We start from the raw sequence: 23517 nt of genomic DNA on the forward strand, positions 1-23517 counted from the left end.
TTACCGATCCCTCACCCTCGATCCCTCACCGCCACCGTCACCGCCGCCGTCACCGCCGCCGTCACCGCCGCCGCCGCCGTCGCCGTCGCCGTCGCCGTCGTCCTCGATCCGCCGCGTGCCGCGTGCCGCGTGCCGCGTGCGGCGTGCGGCCCGCCGCGCGGTGGCGGCCGGAGTGGCCGCCAGGGCGGACGTGGCCGGTCACGTGGCTGCGCGGTCCGCTCGCCGGGGCGATCGGCTACCGGCGCCATGTGCGAGGATCGAACGCATGGGAGCCGGTGACGGACGACGGGTCGGCCGGCCGCGTGCGACGCAGCGGCCGGACAGCGGTCTGTCGCCGCGCGACGAACTGCTCGGCGCGGCGGCCGAGTTGTTCACGACACACGGGTACGCGGCGACGACCACCCGGGCCGTCGCCGAGCGGGCGGGCATGCGCCAGGCGTCCATGTACCACTACGTCTCCGGCAAGGAGGAGCTGCTCGCCGAGCTCCTGGAGTCCACGGTCACGCCCTCGCTGGCCTACGCCCGGGAGCTCCTGGCGGACGACGCGGCCGCGCCCGAGGGCCGGTTGTGGGAACTGTGCCGCACCGACGTCGAACTGCTCTGCGGCGGCCCGCACAACCTGGGCGGGCTGTACCTGCTGCCCGAGGTGCGCGCCGAGCGTTTTGCCGGATTTCACGCCGTACGGGCCGAACTCAAGGACGCCTACCGACAGTTGCTGGCCGCGACAGCCGCGGGCGGCGCTCTCGCCAAGAGTGAACTCGATCTGCGGACGGATCTGCTGTTCGGCCTCATCGAAGGGGTGATTCTCGTGCACCGCTCCGACCCGGACCGGCCCGTGTCCGCGTTCGCCGAGGCCACCGCCGACGCGGCGCTGCGGATCGCCGGAATCTGAGATACCGCCCGGTGGGCGAGGGATTTTCGGCTACCCGTACGGCGTTACTCAGGGTGTGCGAGTGAAGCCTGAGCGTGCAAATGGGCCGAGGGTACTCCCGTCGCGCGGGCGATTTCAGGCGCTTGCTGAATATGACACGGCGATGATCCGGTCGGACTAAGCTCGCCCGCAGCGCACCGAGTTGAGATGTAATCGTGCGCTTGTTCCCAAAAGTTCCGAAGATTCAGTTTGACCACGCAGTTTTCCCCACGAACTCCCCCCGACCCCCCCGCCGATCTGTCTCAGAGGGCATACATGGTGAGTGTTCAATCGCCTCCCGGTGGCCGCGAACTTCCCTACGCGCGCGTCCTGTTGCTGCCGGCCATACTGATGGCCGCGGTGACCGGGGCCGCCGTCGCCGTGGTGACGAGCCCGGCCAGGTCCGCCGTCGGCTGGTGCGGCGCCATCGCGACGCTGCTGGTCGTCACCGTCGCCGCGGAAGCCGTACGCCGCGGCCGCGACGCCCGTGACCTGCGCGCCGAACTCGCCCGCAGCACCGCGTACTTCGAACAGCGCATCGCCGCCCACGACCAGGAGTTCGCGCGCCTGCGCACCGACGTCCTGCCGGTCGCGCTCCGCCGCATGCGGGGCGGCGTCAATCCCGAGGTCGTGGCCCGCACCTTCGGTCACGGCAAGGGCGACCCCCACGAACTCTCCGCCGTACAGCGGGATCTGCTCGGCGCCGTGCTGAAGGTCGTGGACGACGAGGACCTGCTGCGCGACTCCTCCCAGCGTTCCTTCGTCAACATCGCCCGGCGCGTCCAGGCGATCGTCCACCAGCAGAACAAGGAACTCCGCGAGATGGAGGAGGACCACGGGCGCAACCCCGAGGTCTTCGACGACCTGCTGCGCATCGACCACGGCACCGCGCTGATCGGCCGCCTCGCCGACTCCATCGCCGTGCTCGGCGGCGGCCGCCCGGGACGCAACTGGCCCGAACCCGTACCGCTGTTCAGCGTGATGCGCGGCGCCATGTCCCGGATCCTGGAGTACCGGCGCATCGAGCTGCACTCGATCGCCGATGTCGCCGTCAACGGCATCCACGTCGAACCGGTCATCCACGCCGTCGCCGAACTGCTCGACAACGCGACCCGCTACTCGCCGCCGACCACCAAGGTGCACCTCACCGCCCTCGTCGTGCAGACCGGTGTCGCCATCGAGATCGAGGACTCGGGCGTCAGCTTCAGCGACGAGGCCCGCGGAAAGATCGAGGAACTGCTCCGGCAGGCCGCGGCCGGCGTCGACCTCAACATCCTCGGCGAGGCCCCCCGGCTCGGCATGGCCGTCGTCGGACGGCTCTCGAAGATGTACGACATGAAGATCTCGCTCCGCCAGTCCGCGTACGGCGGTGTCCGCGCCGTCATCGTGGTGCCGAGCAACATGCTCACCAAGGACCCCGCCCCCGGCCTCGCGCACGGCGTCGGCGTGAACGCGGTGCCGACGATGGACACCGACGGGGTCGAGGGGCCCAAGCGCAAGCCCAAGAAGCGCCGTCCGACCACCGGACCCCGTATCCCGTCGCCGCACGACGGCTCCCAGGACGACGACGCCCCGCTGGTCACCGAGTGGACGGCGGGCGGCCTGCCGCAGCGGCGCAGCAGGGTCAAGGTCCCGCTCAGCCAGCGGATCGCCGAGGCGCGCGCCGCCGAGCTGGCCGCCGAGACCTCGGGGGCCCCGGACCCCTGGGCCGCCGCGCCCGCCCCGAAGAAGGAGGAGGAGCCCCCGCCGGGGCTGTGGGTCGAGGCGTTCATGGAGGGACTCAAGGGCGACCCCGACCCGACCGCATTCACCCAGAGCCATCAGCCGGCCCCTGCTGAGGCCGACGAGGAGGGGGACCTCAAGTGATCCAGCAGCGAGGCAACTTCGACTGGATGCTCAAAGATCTCGCCGACGGCGTTCCGGGCATCCAGCAGATCGTGGTGCTCTCCGCCGACGGACTGCGTATCGCCCGCTACGGCGGCGACCCCGACGCCGCCGACCGCGTCGCCGCCGCCTGCGCGGGCCTCCAGAGCCTGGCCGGAGCCGTCGCGGGCGAGATCCCCCGCAGCGACGGCACCATGCGGATGGTCATCATCGAGATCAACGGCGGCTACTTCTACCTCATGTCCGCCGGGGCCAACGCCTATCTGGCGGTCCTCGCCAACCAGACCGCGGAACCCGGCCTGATGAGCAACCGCATGCGTGACCTCGTCGCACGGATCGGCGCGCATCTCACCAGCCCGCCGCGCCGCAACGGGCAGACCGTATGACTCCTCCGCAACGCCGCCGGCGCCATCCCACCGAAGAGCCCCGCGAAGTCCCCCAGGGAAGCCCCCCGCACGGGGGAGCCGCCCCGGCGGAAGCCCCCCAGGAGGGCCAGGAGCAGGACCCCAAGATCCCCGGGCGCCTGTACGTGCTCACCGGCGGGAGCGAGGGCGGCGACCGGGCCGACCTCGACCTGGTCACCTTGATCGTGGCGCGCGCCGACCCTCCGGCGCCCACCACTCAACCCGAGCAGTCGGTGCTGCTGCGGCTCTGCAGGGCCCCGCTGTCCGTGGCCGAGCTCTCGGCCTATCTCAATCTGCCGTTCAGCGTGGTGACCGTCCTGCTCACCGAGCTGCTGACGGCCGAACTGGTACAGGCGCGCGCCCCGATCGTCCGCTCGGCGCTCCCCGACCGTTCCCTCCTCGAAGCGGTGATGCATGGACTTCAAAAGCTCTGACACGATCACCGGCCCGCGCGCCGAGGACCACCTGCCGCACACGGCGACCGCCGCGGTGAAGATCGTGATCGTGGGCGGTTTCGGGGTCGGCAAGACGACCATGGTGGGTGCCGTCAGCGAGATCAAGCCGCTGACCACCGAGGAGACCATGACGCAGGCCGGCATCGGCATCGACGACAACTACGGATCCGAGACCAAGACGGCCACCACCGTGGCCATGGACTTCGGACGTATCAGCATCACGGAACAACTGGTGCTGTACCTCTTCGGCACCCCCGGCCAGGAGCGCTTCTGGTTCCTGTGGAACGGCCTCTTCGAGGGCGCGCTGGGCGCGGTCGTGCTGATCGACACCCGCCGCCTCGAAGTCAGCTTCGACGTGATCGGCCGTCTGGAGGAACGCGGCGTGCCGTTCGTCATCGCCATAAACGACTTCCCGGACGCGCCCAGCTATCCGATCGAGGACCTGCGCACCGCGCTCGACCTCTCGGAGGAGATCCCGATCGTCAGGTGCGACGCGCGCCGCCGGGCCTCCAGCCGCGACGTCCTGATGACGCTGATGCGTTTCCTGCACTCGCTGGCGATGTCCCCCTCGCGGGCCTGACGGCCGCCGGCGACCGCGAGCCCCCCACCCCCACCCCACTCCCACCCCCCAAGACACCGGACCCCATTCAGCTTCGGAGCGATCACCGTGACGCCTGAACCCCACTCACCGGCCGGTACGGACGGCCTCGCGCTCGACCCGCCACCGGGCTGTCCCGCCCACGGCCGAGGTCCCGGCGGACTCCACCGGCTCTACGGCCCCGAGGCGGATGACCTGGGAGCCCTGTACGAGGAACTCCGTGATGAGCACGGTGCGGTCGCCCCCGTACTGCTCCACAACGACGTGCCGATCTGGGTGGTGCTCGGCCACGCGGAGAACCTGCACATGGTGAGCACACCCACCCACTTCTCCCGGGACAGCCGTCTGTGGACCGCCGTCAAGGACGGCACGGCCGGCCCCGAACACCCGCTCGCGCCGCACATCGCCTGGCAGCCCATCTGCTCCCACGCCGAGGGCGACGAGCATCTGCGGCTGCGCGGCGCGGTCATGGGCGCCATGTCGACCATCAATCACCGCACCATCCGGCGGCACATCAACCGGGCGACCCAGATCCTGGTCAACCGCTTCTGCGAGAAGGGCCGGGCGGAGCTGGTCAGCCAGTTCGCCGAGCACCTTCCGATGGCCGTGCTGTGCCAGATCATCGGCATGCCCGACCAGTACGACGACCGTCTGGTGCAGGCCACCCGCGACCTGCTCAAGGGCACCGAGACCGCGATCGCCAGCAACGAGTACGTCATGAACATCCTGATCCGGCACACCGCCCGCCGCCGGGACCAGATCGCGGACGACTTCACGGGCCATCTCATCAACCACCCGGCAGGGCTCACCGACGACGAGGTCGCCCAGCATCTGCGCCTGGTGCTGCTGGCCGCTTACGAGGCCACGGCCAACCTGCTCGCCAACGTGCTGCGTGTGGTGCTCATCGACCCGCGCTTCCGCGCCCGGTTGAACGGCGGGCAGATGACGGTCCCCGAGGCGGTCGAGCAGTCGCTGTGGGACGAACCCCCGTTCAGCGCCGTCCTCGGCTACTTCGCCAAGCAGGACACCGAGTTGGGCGGCCGGACCATCCGGCGGGGCGACGGCCTGATCCTCGGCATCGCGCCGGGCAACATCGACCCCCGGGTACGCCCCGACCTCAAGGCCGACATGATGGGCAACCGGTCCCACCTCGCCTTCGGCGGCGGACCCCACGAGTGCCCGGGACAGGACATCGGCCGCGCCATCGCCGACGTCGGCGTCGAGGCGCTGCTGATGCGGCTGCCCGACGTCGAACTCGAAGGCGACGAGGACGAGTTGCGCTGGCGTTCGTCGATGTCGTCGCGGCACCTGGTGGACCTTCCGGTCTACTTCGAGCCGCGGCCGCCCGAGGAGGTGCGGGACGTGATGTCCGCCCCGGCGATCCCGCCGCAGCGGCCGCCCTGGCAGGTCGGCACCGACCAGCCCGCGGTGTCCGCGCAGCGGCCCGAGCCACCGCTGCCGACATCGACGCCCGCGCCGCTGACGACGGCACCGGCGCCCGTACCCGTCCGCCCCGCGGGGGCCTGGCAGCGCTTCCTGGCGTGGTGGCGCGGCTACTGAGCGGGCGGCCGGGGCTCCCGGCTACCGCGCCCAGTCGTCGTGCGCGGACCAGGCCCGGAGCACCCGCGCACTGACGAACCGGTGCGCCAGCCCCGTGACCGGATCGGTGAACTCCAGCTTCCGCGCGAGCAGTTGGAGCGGGCGCCGGAAGTCGCCGGCCGGCACGGGGCCGGTCACCACCGGGTAGAGCGGATCGCCGAGGATGGGCACGCCCAGCGCGGTCATGTGCACCCGGAGCTGATGGGTCTGTCCGGTGCGCGGCACCAGCCGGTAGCGTCCCAACCCGTCGCGGTGCTCGCGGAGTTCGACCCGGCTCACGGCGTTCGGCTCGCCCGCCACCTCCCGCGCGGCCAGCACCCCGCGCTCCTTCACGATCCGGCTGCGGACCGTCCGCGGCAGGGCGAGCCCCTCGTCGTACGGGGCCACCGCCTCGTACTCCTTGGCGACGAGCCGGTCGCGGAACAGCGACTGGTAGGCGCCGCGCTCCTCGGGCCGCACGGTGAACAGCACCAGCCCGGCGGTGAGCCGGTCGAGGCGGTGCGCGGCGCCCAGCGCCGGGATGTCCAGCTCCCGCCGCAGCCGGGCGAGCGCGGTCTCGGCGACATGGCTGCCCCGCGGTGTGGTGGCGAGGAAGTGGGGTTTGTCGGCCACCACGACATGCGCGTCGCGGTACACGACGTCGACGGCGAACGGCACCCGCTCCTCGTCGGGCAGCTCCCGGTGGAACCACACGAACATCCCCGGCTCGTACACCGTGCCGGACTCCACCGGCCGCCCGTCCGCCCGCACGATCAGCCCGTCCGCGAGCATCGTGTCGATCACCCCGGCACCGGCCGCGAGCCGCTCCACCAGATGCTCCCGCACGGTGGCCCACCCCCCGGCCTGCGGCAGCCTGACGCGCACGGGGTCGACGCCGTCGCGCTGCGGCAGGGGGGAGGGCGGGATCCTGGGCTTACGTCTCACCCGCTCAAGCCTACGGGCGGCGGCGGTGCGGGGCGCTCCCCGCCCGGCGGTGCGAGGCGGGGGCGGGGGCGGGCGTCGGAGTCAGGCGTACGAGGCCGGGGCCGCCTCGGGAGCCTGGGCCGCCGTCGTCCGCGCCCGGTACGCCCGGTAGGCCGCACCGGCGAGCAGGGTCGACCCCAGGAACAGCACCGTGAACCACTGGAAGTACCAGTGACCGCCCGCCGGGTCGTACACCGCGGCGCGCGGCCAGGCGAGGTCGACGCTCATGAGGAGACCGTAGACGAGGGCGATCGCGTTGACCGGGACGCCCCAGCGGCCCAGCGAGAAGAGCGGAGCGCCCGTCTCGTCGGTCCCGCCTGCGGTGAACTCGCCACGCAGCCGGCGCACCAGCATGGGCCCGGTCACCATCGCGTACGCCAGGTACAGCATCACGATGCAGGTGGTGCCGATCGCCAGAAAGGCCTCGGGGGAGGCGAAGTTCAGCAGCAGCAGGGCGGCCGCGAGGACACCGACCGTGAGCGCGGGGACGCTCGGCATGCCGGTGCGCGGGTTGACCCTCGCGAGCCGGTGGGAGAAGGGGAGCCGGCCGTCCCGGGCCATCGAGAAGAGCATGCGGCAGGCGGCCGTCTGGATCGCGAGCGTCGCCACCGCGACGGCCACCACCACGTCGGCGAGCAGTGCCCGGCCCACCCCGTCCCCGAGGCTGCTGGTCAGCACGTAGCTCAGGCCGTCCACGCCCAGGTGCCCGTCGGTGAGGCTGGGCGCGGCCAGCAGTCCGCCGAGCACGATCAGTCCGCCGAGCAGACCCGCCGCGCCGAGTGCGGTGAGGATCGTCCGGGGAGCGGTGCGCCGGGGGTTGTGCGTCTCCTCGCTCATCTCGCCGGCGCTGTCGAAGCCGATCATCACGTAGGCCGCCGTGAAGGAGCCCACCATCAGCGCCCCGAGCAGGCCCGGTCCACCCGCACCGGTGTGGAAGGTGATGCCGGGTGAGCGCTCGGAGTGGGTGAACAGCAGGACGATGATCAGAACGGCGCCGATGATCTCGGCGGTGACGCCGATACGGTTGATCATCGACATCACGCGGTTGTCGACGACGTTCACCAGCGTGGTCAGGACGAGCAGCACGACGCCGAGGACCGCCGCGTTCGCCGCGCCGTCGGGGCTGGTGGGTGCCGGATCGTCGCCCACCAGCTGGAAGCCGGACCAGATCGCGGGCAGCACCATCTGCAGCGCGAGGGCCGCCGCGGCGACCACCACGATCTGTCCGATCACCATGATCCAGCCGGCGAACCAGCCGAAGGAGAGGTTCGACAGACGCGAGGACCACTGGTAGATCGCGCCCGAGAGCGGATAGCGCGCGGCCAGTTCGGCGAAACAGGCGGCGACCGTCAGCTGGCCCACCAGGACGGCCGGCCAGGTCCAGAAGAAGACCGGGCCGCCGAACGCGTACCCGAAGGCGAAGAACTGGAAGACGGTCGTCAGGACCGAGATGAAGGAGAAACCGGCGGCGAACGAGGCGTACCGGCCGAGGCTGCGGCGCAGTTCCTGGCGGTAGCCGAACGGGGTGAGTGAGCCGTCGTCGGGGGAGTGGGGCGGATCGGGGCGGACGTCGGAGGGGGCGGTGGTGGTCACGGTGGCACCTGCCTTCGGCGCGGATTCCTGTCGGGTGACAGAAATTAGGGAGACCCTGTTTCGCACGCGTGACGCGACCGTGTCCGCGCCGCGCCGAAGTGCTCACGCCCCTCCCTCGAGCCCGGGGGGCGCACCGAAGAAGCGGGGCGAGACGGCCCGCGGGGCTGGTGACGGGGGTCTGGCCACCCCGTTCATCCGGCACCGTCCGCAGGAGGCCGGCCGGCTCGTCGGGCGGGCCGCGATCGCCGGTCGGGGCCCGTGCCGTGCCGTCGGTGCGGGGATTCCGGGAGCCCGCGAGGGCGGATCAAGGGTGAACTCCTGTGCCGGGCCGTGATCCTGACGCCGTGGGAGCCGTGCGACGAGGCCGGCCGTACGCTGCGGCGCGGCGCTCTCACCGGGTTGTCGGGGCGTTCGTGAACCGTGAGCCGTGCGTCCTGCGTCCTGCGTCGTTGTTCCGTGGGCCGTCGTCACCATGGAGGTCGGGGCCGGGAGGTGAGGCGGGGACGGCCCCGCTGTCTCCGGTGGTGCGCGATGGGCGGGGACGGTCCGTCGGCCGGGTGTGTGACGCGGCGTCAACTCGTTGTGCCCGCACGGCAGTCCGCGTCTTCGCCGATCACCATGATCCGGCCGATGGCCAGGCTGTTCGCGCTCGGCGGCTCAGCGGCTCGGCGGCTCAATACGAAGGCGGCGCTGTCCCGCAGGCCCTGCTGGACGCCGCGCGTCGCCGGTTTCGCCCCGTCCGACCGTGCGAGCGCGGCGGGGCGTCCCGCGATGTCCGGGCACCCCGACCGGGGTGCCCCATCCAGCCGTCCGGGCCAGCCGTCCGGGCCAGCCGTCCGGGCCAGCCGTCCGGGCCAGCCGTCCGGGCCAGCCGTCCGGGCCCGGCCGTCCGGGCCCGGCCGTCCGGGCGGTCCGGCCGCGCGGGCCCCGGCCGGCCGCGCGGGTCCCGGCGGCGGTGCGGCCCGTGGTGAGGTGGCGGGACATCCGTACGGTCAGGCCGTGCCGGTCGCGGTGGGAGCCCGTCCGGGGAGGGTCAGGAGGCCGTCGCCGAGGTCGCCTCCTGCTCGGCCTCCACCTGCGCGTTCCACTCCCGCTTGGCTGCCTGCCAGCCGTCCTCGTTGTGCCCCAGGCGCCAGTAGCCGGAGATCGACAGGTCCTCGCGAGGGATCTCCCGCTCCACCCGCAGCAGTCGGCGCAACTCCTTCACGAAGGCCGCCTCGCCGTGCACGAACGCGTGCACCCGGCCCTCCGGGAAGTCGAGCGCGCGCACGGCCGCCACCAGGGCCTCGCCGACCGGCCGGTCGCCGCGGTGCAGCCACACCACGTCCACGTCGGAGTCGATCTTCTGCTCCTCCTCGGGGTCCGAGACCTCCAGGAAGGCATGGGCCACGGCGCCGTCCGGCAGCGCCTCCAGGGCGGCGGCGATCGCGGGCAGCGCGCTCTCGTCACCGGCGAACAGATGCCAGTCGGCGCCCGCGTCGGGCGCGTACGCGCCGCCGGGTCCCATGAACCGGACCGTTTCGCCCGGTTGGACCCGGGCCGCCCAGGGACCGGCCAGGCCCTCGTCACCGTGGACCACGAAGTCGAGCGTCAGCTCCCGCAGTTCGGGGTCCCAGGCGCGCACGGTGTACGTCCGGGTCACGGGCCACTGCTCGCGCGGGAACTCCTCGCGGATCCGCTCCATGTCGAACGGCTCGGGGTAGCTGACACCCTCCGCGGCGAAGAGCAGCTTCACGTAGTGGTCGGTACAGGTGCCCGCGGTGAACTCGGCGAGGCCCTCGCCCCCGAGGACGACACGCTGCATGTGGGGAGTGAGCCGCTCGGTCCGCACGACGAGCGCGGAGTGGGGCTTCCTGGGCCTGCGTGCCGGACGCTCTGCCATGACGGCCTCCTCGTTCAAAGACTTAGGCTCACCTAAGTTAGCATCTCTGTCCCGGTTGGCACCCTTCGCAGGGAGGGCCTGAGCGCTCTTCGTACCGGGACTCGACTCCCCCCGGGGTGAGGATCGAGCCGTCCTCCAGACAGCGACGACGCCCTCACCCGGGAAACCCGTCCTCGCCTGCGGGAACGGGCACTTCTCAGCTGCCGAGTGTCGTGAGCAGACGCTGCAGGGAGCCGCCCAGGCCCCAGCGCGCCGCGAGTGCGTCCAGCGCGGCCGGGTCGCGCGGAGAGTGCGGCAGCGCCGGGTCGACGTCGGGCAGCGGGACGTCACCGGCCACCCGTACGACCTCGGGCGCCAGGGCGACGTAGGGTCGGGACTCGTCGAGCCGTCTGCGCTGAGAGGGCGTCAGCCCGGACTTCGGGTCGTCCACGGCGGACATGATCCCCGCCAGGTCGCCGAAGGCGTCGAGCAGCTTGGCCGCCGTCTTCTCGCCGATCCCGGGCACCCCCGGAAGGCCGTCGCTCGGATCGCCGCGCAGCAGCGCCAGGTCCGCGTATCCGGAGCCGTCGACCCCGTACTTCTCGCGCAGCCATGTCTCGTCGGTGAGCTGGAGGGTGCCGACGCCCTTGAGCGGGTACAGGACGCGCACCCCCCGCTCGTCGTCGACGAGCTGGTAGAGGTCGCGGTCGCCGGTGACGATGTCGACCGGGCCGGTGGCGCGTCCGGCGAAGGTGCCGATCACGTCGTCCGCCTCGTACCCCTCGACGCCCACGCGCGCGATGCCCAGCGCGTCCAGGACGTCCTCGATGACGGGCACCTGCGGGGAGAGCGTGTCCGGCACCTCCTCCTGGTCCGGACCGGTCTCGGTCTCCACGGCCACCCGGTGGGCCTTGTACGAGGGGATCAGGTCGACCCGCCACTGCGGGCGCCAGTCCGCGTCCATGCAGGCCACCAGGTCGTCCGGACGGTGGTCCTTGACCAGGCGGTCGATGAAGTCGAGCAGCCCGCGCACGGCGTTCACGGGCGTGCCGTCCGGGGCCTTCACGGAGTCGGGGACTCCGAAGTAGGCCCGGAAGTACAGGGAGGCGGTGTCGAGCAGCATCAGGCGTCTGGTCACGCCCCGCATCATGCCGTACGCCACTGACAGTGACCTGGACCACTCTCGTGTTTGCTCCGTGTAAGCGAGGGCAGGCGCGGCATCGGGAAGCGCCCGGTTGCTTTTTCGACCGATCACCTCGATCACCGCGGTCAACACCGACCGCACCGATCAGACCCGTCGCACCGATCAGACCGATCGAAGCGTCCGAACGAGAGGCACACGTGTCATCCAGGCTTGAGGCCGAGCATCTGTACAAGGTGTTCGGGAGACGACCGGAAGAGGCGGTGGAGCGGCTCCGCCAGGGAACCGACCGAGAGGAACTGCGCGCCGACGGCACCACCGCCGCCGTGATCGACGCGTCCTTCACTGTCGACCCGGGCCAGATCTTCGTCGTCATGGGCCTGTCCGGATCCGGCAAGTCCACGCTGCTGCGCATGCTCAACGGACTTCTGGAACCGACCGCGGGACAGGTGCGCTTCGACGGTCAGGACCTCACCGGGCTCAGCGCCCGCGACCTGCGCGAGGTCCGCTCGAAGAAGATCAGCATGGTGTTCCAGCACTTCGCGCTCTTCCCGCACCGCAGCGTCCTGGAGAACGCGGCGTACGGCCTGGAGGTCCAGGGCGTACCGGCCGCCGAGCGCAGGAAGCGCGCCACCGAAGCACTGGAGCTGGCCGGGCTCGCGGGCTGGGAGAAGTCCTGGCCCGACGAGCTGTCCGGCGGGATGCAGCAGCGCGTCGGCCTCGCCCGCGCGCTCGCCACCGACGCCGATCTGCTGCTGATGGACGAGTCGTTCAGCGCGCTCGACCCGCTGATCCGCCGTGACATGCAGGACCAGCTCATCGAGCTCCAGAAGAAGCTCAAGAAGACCATCGTGTTCATCACCCACGACCTCAACGAGGCCATGCGGCTCGGCGACCGGATCGCCGTGATGCGCGACGGCCGCATCGTCCAGATCGGCAGCGCCGAGGACATCCTCGTGCGCCCCGCCGACGACTACGTCGCCTCCTTCACCCAGGACGTCGACCGCTCCCGGGTGCTGACGGCCGGCGCCGTCATGGACACCGACGTACGCGGCGACGAGGCCGACTGCGCCTGCGAGACCGCGCTGCCCGACACCTCGTTCGTGGACCTGTGCGCGATCAGCACCCGCCTCACGCACCCGGTCGCGGTCCTCGACCCCCGGGGTGAACTGGTCGGTGTCGTGCCGCGGCGCAGGCTCGTCGCCTTCCTCGGCGACGAACAGGACGAACCCGAGCGCTGTGAGCAGCCGCGGGACGAGGCGGTGACGGCCGATGCCTAGGATTCCCTTCGGTGACTGGGTCAACGACGTCGTCGACTGGCTCCTGAACCACATGGCGTGGCTCTTCGACCTCCTCAAGACCGTCTTCTCCGGCACCTACGACGGCATCGACGCCGTCCTCCAGGCACCCCAGCCGCTCCTCCTCGCCGGCATCTTCGCCGTCATCGCGTTCTGGCTGCGCGGCACCTCCGCCGGTGTCCTCACCTTCGTGGGCTTCGCGTTCATCGACTCCCTCGAACTGTGGGAGGACGCGATGGTGACCCTCTCGCTCGTCCTCGTGGCGACGCTGATCGCGCTCGTCGTCTCCGTCCCCGTGGGCATCTGGGCGGCGCGCTCCGACCGGGTCAGCGGAATCGTCCGCCCGGTGCTCGACTTCATGCAGACCCTGCCCGCGATGATCTACCTCATCCCGGCGATCCTGTTCTTCGGCACCGGCGCCCCCGCCGGCATCGTGGCCACCCTGATCTTCGCGCTGGCACCCGGTGTCCGCATGACCGAGCTGGGCATCCGCCAGGTCGACCAGGATCTGGTCGAGGCCGCCGACGCGTTCGGCACCACCCCGCGCGACACCCTGCTGCGCATCCAGCTGCCGCTGGCCCTGCCCACCGTCATGGCGGGCGTCAACCAGGTCATCATGCTGGGCCTGTCCATGGCCGCCATCGCGGGCATGGTCGGCACCGGCGGCCTCGGCGGCGACGTGAACGAGGCCATCGGCCAGCTGAACGTCGGACTGGGCTCCGAGGCGGGCGTCGCCATCGTCATCCTGGCGATCTACCTCGACCGGATGACCGGCGCCCTCGGCACCCAGGTCTCCCCGCTCGGCCGCCGCGCCGCCGCCAAGCTGCGCGCCGCGCAGGGTCTGCGGATCTGGTCCTACCGTCCCCGCCCCGCCGTCGCGGTGGTGGGCGTCGTCGTCCTCGCGCTGGTCGCGGGCGGCATGGGTGTCTTCGGCGGCGCGGGCTCGACGTCCACCGCGGCCGACGGCGAGAACGTCGGCCAGGGCAAGAAGATCAGCATGGGCTACATCCCGTGGGACGAGGGGGTCGCCTCCACCTTCCTGTGGCAGGAGATCCTGGAGGAGCGCGGCTACAAGGTCGACGTCAAGCAGTTCGACGCCGGCCCGCTCTACACCTCGCTCGCCCAGGGCGACGTCGACTTCGAGACCGACTCCTGGCTGCCGACCACGCACGCGGAGTACTGGAAGAAGTACGGTAAGCAGCTCGACGACCTGGGCTCCTGGTACGGCCCGACATCCCTGGAGCTGTCGGTGCCCGCCTACATGAAGGGCATCGACTCCCTGGAGGACCTCAAGGGCAAGGCCGGTACCTTCGGCGGCAAGATCACCGGCATCGAGTCCAGCGCCGGAATGATGGGCCTGCTCAAGAGCAAGGTGCTCAAGGCGTACGGGCTCGACAAGGAGTACAAGGTCGTCGACAGCTCCACGCCGGCGATGCTGGCCGAGCTGAAGCGCGCGTACGCGGCGAAGAAGCCGATCGTCGCCACGCTCTGGTCGCCGCACTGGGCCTACAGCGACTACAAGCTGAAGAAGCTCAAGGACCCGAAGGGCGCCTGGGGCAAGGGCGACGGCGTGCACACGCTCTCCCGCAAGGGCTTCGCGCGGGACAACCCGGTCGTCGGCAAGTGGCTGAAGAACTTCAGGATGACCGAGAAGCAACTGACCGATCTCGAGGCCGAGATCAACAAGGTCGGCAAGGGCAAGCAGCAGGACGCCGTGCGCGCCTGGCTGAAGAAGAACCCCGGTGTCGTCGACAAGCTGGCCCCGGTCAAGGGCGCCTCCGCCGCGGCCCCGGCCGAGGCCGGGCGCGCGGTGGACGTCGCATGGTTCCCCTGGGACGAGGACGTCGCCGTCACCTACCTCTGGAAGAACGTCCTGGCCCGTCGCGGCTACACGCTCAACCTCAAGCAGATGGACGTCGGCCCGGTCTACACCGGCCTGGCCTCCGGCGACCTCGACCTCAACTTCGACGCCTGGCTGCCCTACGCCCAGTCGAACTACTGGGACCAGCACAAGAACGACCTGAGAGACCTGGGCACCTGGTACGCCCCGACCTCGCTGGAGATCGCCGTGCCCTCCTACGTGAAGGGCGTCAAGTCCCTCGCGGACCTGAAGGGCAAGGCCGGCACCTTCGACGGGAAGATCATCGGCATCGAGCCCGGCACCGGTGAGATGAACCTGCTCAAGAAGAAGGTGCTCCCGGGCTACGGCCTGGACAAGGAGTACAAGGTCGTCGACGGCTCCACACCCGCCATGCTGGCCGAGCTGAAGCGCGCGTACGCCAAGAAGCAGCCCGTCGCCGTCGTCCTGTGGTCCCCGCACTGGGCCTACAGCGAGTACAAGCTCACCAAGCTGTCGGACGACAAGAAGCTCTTCGGTGAGGGCAACACGATCCGGACCATCTCCAGTGAGAAGTTCCCGGAGCAGTACCCGCAACTCACCCGGTGGATCAAGAACTTCAAGATGAGCGAGAACGAACTCGGCACCCTGGAGAGCGAGATCAAGCAGCGCGGCCAGGGCCACGAGGAGGACGCCGTCGCGTCCTGGCTGAAGGAACACCCGGACGTGGTGGACCGGATGGCGCCGCGGTAGTCCGACCGTACGCGGCCGGCCGAGGGGTGGGACCCGCCGCCGGACATCTCAAGGGTGTCCGGCGGCGAATCCCACCCCTCGCTGTGTCCGCCGTCCCTCACCCGGCCTTCGTCGACGGTCGGCTCTCCGCGCGGCAGGCACTCCGTGGGTCCGCGCGTCCGGTCCCGCCGTCCCGCCGTCCTGCCGTCCTGCCATTCCGCCGTCCCACCGTCTCGTCGCCGGTGGTCGTCGGTGGACGACCGGGACGCGTATGTCGACGCGCACGCACCGGATCCGGACAACCACACGCGGTACACGGCCGTCCCGGCCCCGGCCCCCCGGCCGGGACGGAGGCGGCGCGCGCCCGCGAGGTGCCCCGCACCCCCGCACGCCGTACCCTGCGCCGCCGCACGCCGCACCGGGGGCCCGCCGCACGGCACCGTCCCGGGCGACGGCACGGCCGAGCTGACCGGCCACGACCGCGTGCGGTGCGGCACCGATCGCCAACTCCGCCCGGAACATGGCGACTTCACCTATCGGTTTGGTTCACCGCTAGCGGCGGGCCGTGTCCGGGAGTCCTGGGGGGACCCGTGGTGCCGGAGACGACCGGAGTCGTCCTCGGAGCACCGCCGCGGACCGACGGTCCTGACACGGGGTCGGTAGCGGCCCGGTGGCACTCGGTGAGGGCGCCCGGCCCTCCTGGCCAGCCCATTCGTCCGGAGCGGCGGCCATGATGCCGGGGGAGGCGGGGCGACTCGGCTGTTGGCGCGAATTGTGACCCTCGCCCTCCCACGATGTGACAGCGATATGACGGCCGCATGAAACGGTTTGCCGAACATGCGTAGGGTGCAAACAACTCTTCAGGGGCAAGGGCCCGAGGCGTGGACCGATGCAGTGGACCGACGACGCGTGGGAGGGAGCCGGAGCGATGGGCGACCAGAAAGAACAGCCCCTTCGGGTGGGCGCGGCCGTCCGGCGGCGACGCCGGGCACTGGAACTCACCCTCGCCGTCGTGGCCGAGCGCAGCGGCCTGTCGGTCCCGTTCCTCAGCCAGGTGGAGAACGAGCGGGCGAGGCCGAGCCGTAGTTCCCTGGAGCGGGTGGCCGACGCGCTCGGCACCACGGCCGTGGAGCTGCTCGCCGCGGCCGACCCGGCGTGCAGTGTCGATGTCGTACGCGCCGACGAAGGCGCCGACTGCGCCACCGACGCGCGCACGCGCCCCCTGGTACGCGGTCACCACCAGCTGCACGCAACGGAGTTCGTCGGAGACCACGAGGCGGGCCGCGAACTCCAGCACCGCAACGACAAGTTGATGTACGTCGCCGACGGCGCCGTCGAGGTCGAGGCCGAGGGACGTGCCCACCGCCTCGGGCGCGGGGACACGCTGTACCTCACGGGCGGAGTGCGCCATCGGTGGCGGGCCACCGTGCCGGACACCCGGGTGGTCGTGGTCGAGGTCGCCGACCACATCGAGGCGGTGGAGGAGCGCCACGGCTTCGGCAGGCGCTGACCTCGGATACGGACGTCATCGGAAGGCCGGGGCGAAGAGGGCGGATCGGGGACCTCAGGTGTGACCCCGGCCGCCGGCCCGACGAGTTGAACCGGGGCCGCCGGGCCAGCGAGCCGAACCGGGCCGCCGGCCCGACGAGCTGCACCGGGGCGTCGGCCTCGGGCGCTGTCCGAAGGAGCTGACCCCGGGTGCCGGCCTTCCGCGCGATCGGCGCCGGGCGCCGCTGCGATACTGGCGCCATGTCCGGGACTTCCTGTCACGCCTTCGCCGACGCCGATGTCACCCGCCGCCGCTCGGTCACGGCACAGGGTACGCGCCGGTGACCGGGACGACGGGCGCCGGCGTCCCCCGGGTCGTGTCGCTCGTGCCCTCCCTCACCGAGGCCGTCGCGGTGACCGTCCCCGGCGCCCTGGTCGGCGCGACCGACTGGTGCAGCCATCCGCCGGACCTCGACGTCGTCAGGATCGGCGGCACCAAGAACCCTCGGGTCGACCGGATCGTGGGGATCCGCCCCGACCTGGTGGTGGCCAACGAGGAGGAGAACCGCGGCCCCGATCTCGACGCGCTGCGCGCGGCCGGGGTCGAGGTGCTGGTCACAGAGGTCCGGGACGTACCCGGAGCCCTCGGGGAACTGGACCGGGTGCTGACCGCGTGCGGGGCGCGGACCCGGCCCCGCTGGCTCGACGAGGCGGAGGCGGCGTGGGCCGGAGTGCCCGGTCCGGGGCGCCGGACGTCCGCGATCGTGCCGGTCTGGCGGCGCCCCTGGATGGTCCTCGGCCGTGACACCTTCGCCGGGGACGTCCTCATGCGTCTGGGTGTCGACAACGTGTACGCGCGCCACGAGGAGCGCTATCCCCGTGTCCCCCTCGCCGAGCTCCGCGCGGCGGCCCCGGAGCTCGTGGTGCTGCCCGACGAGCCGTACCGCTTCACCGCCGACGACGGTCCCGAGGCCTTCGACGACGTGCCCTGCGCCCTCGTCGACGGACGGCACCTGACCTGGTACGGACCGTCACTGGCGCGAGCGCCGCGGGTGCTCGGCGAGGCACTGCGGGCAGCAGAGAGGAATGCGGGTCGCGTGGGCACGGCGACTGTCGACCCACCCGCGGACTGAAGCCCGACCGGGACCGCCGATGTGCGATCGCCATGCGGAAAGGTACCGGCCGTGCAACTGTTCGGGACCGGCGGGGGTCTAGCGCTCGGAGGAGTGTTCTCCCGGAGGCCACCGTCCGTTTCCCCGCGTTCCCACAGAGGTTCTCCCCATGCCGATGCCCCCGCACGACCGTCGCGTCCTCCGTGGCGCTGTTGCCGCCCTCCACGCCGCCTCGATCGGCGGCGCCTCAGGCGGTCCCCGGATCCGGGCCGACGTGTCGGAAGGCGCGCGTGAACTCCGTCGCGGGTGACGGACCGGAGCCCGCCGGACCGGTGACGGCCGCCGGGAACAAGGAGGACCCGCTGTGCATGGAGATCGCGGTCACCGCGAGACCCTCGCCGCCATCGCGCGAAATCCCGCGGCGCCGGCCGACGTCCTGACCAGACTGCTGTACGAGGAGGCCGCCGCGGCGTGGAACACACTGGCCTGGCGCGCTCTGCCGGACGAGGTGGTCGACGCCATCGTCGCGCATCCCGACCGCGGACTGCGGAGTGTGCTGACGGAGAACGCCTCGGTGCCGGCGCGACAACGGGCGAGGCTCGTGGACGATCCCGATCCACAGGTCCGCCTAGGGCTCGCCCTCGGACCCGACCGGTTCCGCACCCCCACGCCTTCACTGCCCCTGTCCACTCAGCGGCGGCTGCTCGCCGATCCGGAACCGAAGGTCCGCCGTGGCGCGGCCTTCTGCCGCGACACGGCCCCGAGCCTGGTCGCCGGGCTTGCCGGCCACCAGGACGCGGACTTTCGAAAGGCGGCCTGCCGCCAGTGGACGCTGCTGTCCGAGGACACCCGAAGCCGTCTGCTCCACGACGCCGATGACGAAGTCCGCCGAGCGGCCATGATGGAGGCCTGCCGCGATGACGCGGCCCGCACGGACCTGCTTCTCGACGCGGGAATCGGCGGCCTCGACCGGTGGCGGGTGATCCGGCACGGAGCCATGAGCACGTCGACCGCCCAACGGCTCGCGGCAAGCACCGAAGCGGAGGACCGGCGGGAGCTGGCGGCCAATCTCGGCGTTCCGATCGACATCGTCAGGCCGTTGGCCAACGACGACACGCACGGAGTCCGGCTTGCGGTATCGGTACGCCCCGAACTGACGGAGGCCGAACGCGCCGCCGTCGACGTCACCATCAGCCCGTCCGACCGGCTCCATCCCGTCGAATGGGTCCGCCTCTGCGCTGATCCCGGCGTCCTGCGCCAATGCGCCAGGTCGGCCAACATCCTGCTACGGCGCAGCGCGGCCTGCGGACGGCACCTGCCTGCCGACGCCATCGACCTGCTCTCGAAGGACGACGACTACGCCGTACGACTCCTGCTGTGCGAGAACCAGCCGACCGTCGACGGCGAGGTCGTGCTGCGGACCTGTCTGGACTGCGAGGTCATCACCAAGGGGGCTCTGGCGGCCCACCCGAACTTCCCGGGCGTGGGCAGCGGGCAACGCTTCGCCGACGACCCGAATCCAGAGCTACGACGACTGGTGGGGCTGGACCCCGAAGCGCCCGTCGACGCTGTGGTGCGGCTGCTTTCCGACCCCGACGGTCGGGTACGTGCCATGGCGGCCGCGCACCCCGCACTGCCAGTTGATCTCATCCTCGAAAGCCGCGGGAATCCGGAGACCTGCTCCAGCGCCCTCGGCAACCCGAGTCTTCCGGCGGAGGTCATGCACGCATACCTGGACGAGCTGGGCGTTCCTCGCTGACGCGGACGGATCCGGGGCAATCCGCGGGTTCGTGTCGTCATCCCGCGGGACAGTGGGCCGTCCACACCGCTTCACCCACGCTGGTGCTCACCTGCGCGGCTGACGAGACGGTCGAACTCGTGGAGATCGCCTACGGCGGCGAAGAGGGCGAAGGCGCCGAGGCCGAGCCGCACTACGACGGGGTTCAGCTGACCCGTGGCGGGGGACCGCCCGGCGTCTCCGGGAGTGGAGAAGACGGTCGGGAGGCCGATCAGTACCACCACCGCCAAGACGGCAAGCAGCCATGAGTACGTGGACAAGGCCCAGGGAGTGGCCACCCAGGCGACGAGTTCCGCGGCGAAGCGCAGGACGGATGCGATGCGGTCGTCCGGTCTCTCCATGTTCGCCCCCACAAGCTGTGTCGACCACCGGCGGGAGATCCTACGGCCACGGATGGGAGCTGCGAACGCGCTTCGGTGATCCACGTCCAACCGCGTTCGCGGGCCTTTCGGTTGGCCGCGTGGGCGGGCAGGAACAAGCCGCTGACCCCACAGTCCGGATATTGCGGCCAGACGTGGCCAGACGCGGCCAGACTCAGCCTCCATCCGCGTTGACCTGCGGGGATGTTTTATCCGGTCCACGATCACCGTCTACCAGGCGTACCGACCGCCCTGAGATCGGACTGCCCGCCGTCCCCGACGGCCGTTTTCCCGACGTGTGGAAGCCTGGCCGCATGACGTGGACCATCAAGTAGTGGTCACAGACCTTGCCGCCATGTGGCCCATGGGTGATGCCCGCCGTTGTCCCCGGGCTACCGGTCAAGGACACAGGTGGGCCAGCAGTTCTTCACTCGCGGGGTATTCCTGCTCCTGGGGGAGCAGTCGGGCAGTCGCGTCCAGGTCGCCGTCCCTGACGAGTGCGTGGATCTCGTGGGCGAGCGGGGTCACGTCGTTGATGGACATGATTCACTCGTCGGCGTAGCGCGCCGATGCCTCGCCCGAGAGCCCCAGTTGCAGCGAGCGGTGCGGCAAGGGTCGCAGGTGCAGGTCGCGTTCGGGGTCCCACTGGACACGGGCCGGCGCGCGCTTGAGGTCGCGCTGCCAGGTGCCGCGATCGGAGTGCAGTCCGCGGACGTAACTCGCCGGGCAGGCGTGGCGCAGCGCCCACTCGAAGCCGTCGCGGGTGATCTCGACGGCGAGGACGGTCTCCTGCCCCTCCTTCGTGCCCCAGCCGGAGCGGTACATCATCCACATGAAACTGGGTTTGATCCACGTCATGCGGTCGGGCTTCCACGCGGCGGGGAAACGGCCCTTGCGGGCGGCGGGTCCGCCGATCTCCGGGCGGTACGCCTGATAGACGGTGATCGTGGAGTCCGTGTGGGCCGCGCGGATCTGACGTTGCGGTTCTTCCATGGCGTACAGCGTGGGCCCGGTCAGCTCATGTGACCACCGATTTTCGACTCGTTGCTCCCCTCATGCCGCACCGCGTTGATCTACTCCGGCCTGGATGAGTGGGGACTCCAGGGAGGCGTACGGAGTCTTGGACACCACCACACGAAAAGGTCTGTGATCGCGCCTTGACATGGTCATCAAGCATCGTTGGCAGGCCCTTTGGCCGGTCGTGCTCGCACCGTAGTTGTCGCGGCTATCGGCTCCGCGAACTGATCAGCGCTTCTGCCCAATCAGGTGAGTGGGCCCGCCGCGCCGCGTCTCTGATCTGCTGGTCGCTCATGCCTGAGACGAGTTCGTGCGACTCGTGTATGCCGTCGCCGTTACCGACGTGGAGCATCGTCAAGAACCACATCAGTGAGCGGACCGGGTCTCTGTCTGTACCGACCGCGTCCCGGTAGCGCACAGCGGTGGCAAGCATCGAAGGTCCGTGTCCCCCCGCTGCCGCCCGCTCGTACCACGTCAGCGCATCAGCCTCACGGCCGAGCTCGCTGAACCACTCGCCGAGTACGCCGGCAGCCTCCGGCACGTCTTGCTCCGCTGCCGTCATCAGCAACGTCATCGCTGACCGCGGGCTCATAGGGTCGGTCGCCTTGTCCATGAGGTGCATCATCGCCAGGTTGAACATGGCGTGGCCGTCACCTGCCTCGGCCGCCGAGGCGAAGAGCCGCTCCGCACGCTCCGGATCGCGCTGCGTACCGCGGCCTGTCGACAAGAGGTAGGCCAGACCGCGCTGGCCGGCGGGATGGCCCTGCTCAGCCGCGAGGGTGAAATGCCGGAGCGCCGCCACAGCGTCTTCGTCGTATTCCAGCGCGATGCCACCCAACAAGCTTCGCGCCTCGAGGTCGCCCGCCTCCGCCAGCGCAGCGAGTGGCCCCCGTAGCTCCTCAAGTCGCGCCTCCGCATCGCGGTTCCCCCACTGAGCAGCCGCCAGAACCCGTTGAGCGTCGCTTATGAAATCGAATGAAGGTACGGATTCCGAAGACATCTACTCTCCCACGGTCGGCGGCGGCAAAGGGGAACCGTAACAACGGCTGCCACGAACACCCCAGTTGCGGTCGAGAGACCAGGGTCGGCACATACGGCTTGGGAGGATCTCCCTCGCCAGCCGTGGCCGTACCGCACAATCCGGAGCCAGAGCCTGTGCCAACAGCGGGAGCCTCCGGATCAGCGAGTGGCCGGGGCCGATGGAAGGTCTGTGAACACGGCTTGACATGGATCAAGCCCAGTTTCACGTGGATGATGTACCGCTACACGGATGAGGGACAAGCCCTGGCCGACCCGAGGGGGAGGGTGCGGGCCGGGGCGTGGGTCGAGCGGTTGCTCTCAGCGAGGCGCCGTGAGCAGGGCGCGGCTGAGTACGCCGCGCAGGGTGTGGACGGCGGCCACGGCCCAGGCGGCGAGCAGGAGCGCGTACAGGGCGACGGCTAGCCGGTCCAGGGCGAGCAGTCCGGTGTGCCGGGCCAGTGATTCGGCGCCGGTGACGCAGGTCCCGACCGGGAAGGTGAACGCCCACCACGTCATCGAGAACCCCATGCCCCGGCGGCGGGCCCGCGCCACCATCGCGGCCGCCAACCCGAACCACAGCAGCGCGAAGCCCATGACGGGCACCCCGTAGAGCACCGCCAGGAGGGCGAAGCCCTGGTCGTACGGGGCCGGTACGACACCCGGCGCGAAGTCGGCGAACTTGCCGGTGGCCGTCGTGGACTGGCCGAGCGGACCGAGGACGAGGAACAGCGTGGGGGTGAGGACGAGCGGCAGCGGCCCCCCGGTGAGCAGCCGGGAGAAGATCACCGGCAGCATCACGAAGGTGGCCAGCAGGCTGAGCCCGAAGAGCGCGAAGCAGCCGAGGAGCAGGGCCTCGCGGGCCTGCCCCGGCGGGAGATGCGGGACGAGCAGCGGTCCGACGGCGGCGGAGACCATGGGCGCGACGAGGGGGAGCAGCCAGACGGGAGTGGCCTGGTCGGGCCGTATGCGGTGGTGCACGATCATCAGGTACGGGACGGCCAGGGCGGCGGCGAGGGCGGCCACCGTCCCCACACCGAACAGCACGGCGTCCACGGCGACCGCGGCGGGTGTTCCGATCCAGTCCCGGCCGACGACGAGCGTGGCGCCGCCCACCGCCAGCAGGGCCATCGCGAGGCAGCCGTAGAAGGGGGCCATGGCCGGGTCGAGGAGGTGGGCGCGGGCCTGGTCGCGATGGTGCGTCCAGTGCAGGGCACGGGCGCCGAGCAGTGTCATGAGCAGGACGGCCGAGAGCGCCCAGACGACGAGGCAGAAGGTCCGCAGGCCCGGGAAGGCGCCGGGGAGTCCGGCCCCCGCGGTGGCCACGATCGCCGTGCCCATGACCGAGGAGTACCAGTTCGGGCCGAGGTGGCGGACGGCGGCGGCGCGCGGACGCAGGGTTCCGGCGGCGGTGCGCGGGAGGACGGGCTGGGCTGCGGTGACCATGGATC

Annotated in this window: 18 protein-coding genes and 2 pseudogenes; 12 read left to right on the forward strand and 8 right to left on the reverse strand. The window is 71.0% G+C overall.

Annotated features, from left to right (window positions below):
• Positions 1-265 precede the first annotated feature (265 nt).
• The 6 genes from GFH48_RS31800 to GFH48_RS31825 all read left to right on the forward strand — a co-directional run bounded on the left by GFH48_RS31800 (position 266) and on the right by GFH48_RS31825 (position 5811).
• Positions 266-892, forward strand: a complete 627-nt coding sequence (locus GFH48_RS31800; RefSeq protein ID WP_153291540.1) for a TetR/AcrR family transcriptional regulator — start codon at positions 266-268, stop codon at positions 890-892.
• 294 nt (positions 893-1186) lie between these two features.
• The gene (locus GFH48_RS31805) at positions 1187-2776 is read left to right on the forward strand and encodes an ATP-binding protein (protein WP_153291541.1); all 1590 of its coding nucleotides are present in this window, start codon (positions 1187-1189) and stop codon (positions 2774-2776) included.
• Entirely contained in the window at positions 2773-3180 is a 408-nt protein-coding gene (locus tag GFH48_RS31810; RefSeq protein WP_148007708.1) for a roadblock/LC7 domain-containing protein, read from the forward strand. Before GFH48_RS31805 ends, GFH48_RS31810 begins: the two co-directional genes overlap by 4 nt.
• Positions 3177-3632, forward strand: a complete 456-nt coding sequence (locus tag GFH48_RS31815) for a DUF742 domain-containing protein (RefSeq protein ID WP_153291542.1) — start codon at positions 3177-3179, stop codon at positions 3630-3632. Before GFH48_RS31810 ends, GFH48_RS31815 begins: the two co-directional genes overlap by 4 nt.
• Positions 3613-4233, forward strand: a complete 621-nt coding sequence (locus GFH48_RS31820; protein WP_153291543.1) for a GTP-binding protein — start codon at positions 3613-3615, stop codon at positions 4231-4233. The genes GFH48_RS31815 and GFH48_RS31820 overlap by 20 nt, the downstream gene beginning before the upstream one ends.
• An 87-nt stretch (positions 4234-4320) precedes the next feature.
• Positions 4321-5811 (forward strand): cytochrome P450, encoded by a 1491-nt coding sequence (locus tag GFH48_RS31825; RefSeq protein WP_153291544.1) that lies wholly within the window; start codon positions 4321-4323, stop codon positions 5809-5811.
• 21 nt (positions 5812-5832) lie between these two features.
• Here GFH48_RS31825 and GFH48_RS31830 read toward each other — a convergent pair whose 3' ends face one another.
• From GFH48_RS31830 to GFH48_RS31845, 4 genes are all read right to left on the reverse strand, one after another.
• The gene (locus GFH48_RS31830) at positions 5833-6774 is read right to left on the reverse strand and encodes an RluA family pseudouridine synthase (protein WP_153291545.1); all 942 of its coding nucleotides are present in this window, start codon (positions 6772-6774) and stop codon (positions 5833-5835) included.
• Positions 6775-6855: 81 nt separating this feature from the next.
• A complete protein-coding gene (locus GFH48_RS31835; RefSeq protein WP_153291546.1) occupies positions 6856-8406 on the reverse strand; it encodes an amino acid permease in 1551 nt (516 codons plus the stop codon).
• Positions 8407-9439: 1033 nt separating this feature from the next.
• Positions 9440-10288 (reverse strand): siderophore-interacting protein, encoded by an 849-nt coding sequence (locus tag GFH48_RS31840; RefSeq protein ID WP_153291547.1) that lies wholly within the window; start codon positions 10286-10288, stop codon positions 9440-9442.
• 196 nt (positions 10289-10484) lie between these two features.
• Positions 10485-11414: a 5'-3' exonuclease gene (locus tag GFH48_RS31845; protein ID WP_194280905.1), complete on the reverse strand. Its 930-nt coding sequence runs from the start codon at positions 11412-11414 to the stop codon at positions 10485-10487.
• 194 nt (positions 11415-11608) lie between these two features.
• Between GFH48_RS31845 and GFH48_RS31850 the strand changes: the two genes are divergently transcribed.
• From GFH48_RS31850 to GFH48_RS31870, 5 genes are all read left to right on the forward strand, one after another.
• On the forward strand, positions 11609-12688 hold the full coding sequence (locus GFH48_RS31850; RefSeq protein ID WP_153291549.1) for a quaternary amine ABC transporter ATP-binding protein: 1080 nt from the start codon (positions 11609-11611) through the stop codon (positions 12686-12688).
• Positions 12681-15296, forward strand: coding sequence for an ABC transporter permease/substrate binding protein (locus GFH48_RS31855; RefSeq protein ID WP_153291550.1), 2616 nt, complete (start codon positions 12681-12683; stop codon positions 15294-15296). The genes GFH48_RS31850 and GFH48_RS31855 overlap by 8 nt, the downstream gene beginning before the upstream one ends.
• Before the next feature lie 907 nt (positions 15297-16203).
• On the forward strand, positions 16204-16785 hold the full coding sequence (locus tag GFH48_RS31860; protein ID WP_153293209.1) for a helix-turn-helix domain-containing protein: 582 nt from the start codon (positions 16204-16206) through the stop codon (positions 16783-16785).
• A 319-nt stretch (positions 16786-17104) separates the two neighbouring features.
• Entirely contained in the window at positions 17105-17896 is a 792-nt protein-coding gene (locus GFH48_RS31865; protein WP_153291551.1) for a helical backbone metal receptor, read from the forward strand.
• A gap of 343 nt (positions 17897-18239) precedes the next feature.
• Complete coding sequence (locus tag GFH48_RS31870) at positions 18240-19634, forward strand: hypothetical protein (protein ID WP_228121042.1); 1395 nt, start codon at positions 18240-18242, stop codon at positions 19632-19634.
• 71 nt (positions 19635-19705) lie between these two features.
• Here GFH48_RS31870 and GFH48_RS31875 read toward each other — a convergent pair whose 3' ends face one another.
• Complete coding sequence (locus GFH48_RS31875) at positions 19706-20014, reverse strand: hypothetical protein (protein WP_153291552.1); 309 nt, start codon at positions 20012-20014, stop codon at positions 19706-19708.
• Positions 20015-20216: 202 nt separating this feature from the next.
• Between GFH48_RS31875 and GFH48_RS39465 the strand changes: the two are divergent.
• Positions 20217-20355, forward strand: a pseudogene (locus tag GFH48_RS39465) (DUF4291 family protein); the annotation flags it as partial.
• 76 nt (positions 20356-20431) lie between these two features.
• Here the strand turns inward: GFH48_RS39465 and GFH48_RS31885 are convergent.
• From GFH48_RS31885 to GFH48_RS31895, 3 genes and pseudogenes are all read right to left on the reverse strand, one after another.
• Positions 20432-21025, reverse strand: a pseudogene (locus tag GFH48_RS31885) (DUF4291 domain-containing protein).
• Between the two features lie 232 nt (positions 21026-21257).
• Positions 21258-22049 carry a tetratricopeptide repeat protein gene (locus GFH48_RS31890; RefSeq protein ID WP_153291553.1) on the reverse strand — a complete coding sequence of 264 codons (792 nt, stop codon included), beginning with the start codon at positions 22047-22049 and terminating at the stop codon, positions 21258-21260.
• 338 nt (positions 22050-22387) lie between these two features.
• A complete protein-coding gene (locus tag GFH48_RS31895; protein WP_153291554.1) occupies positions 22388-23512 on the reverse strand; it encodes a TDT family transporter in 1125 nt (374 codons plus the stop codon).
• Between the last annotated feature and the right edge of the window lie 5 nt (positions 23513-23517).

It is taken from the genome of Streptomyces fagopyri (assembly GCF_009498275.1).
In the GTDB taxonomy this organism is placed as follows: Bacteria; Actinomycetota; Actinomycetes; order Streptomycetales; family Streptomycetaceae; genus Streptomyces; species Streptomyces fagopyri.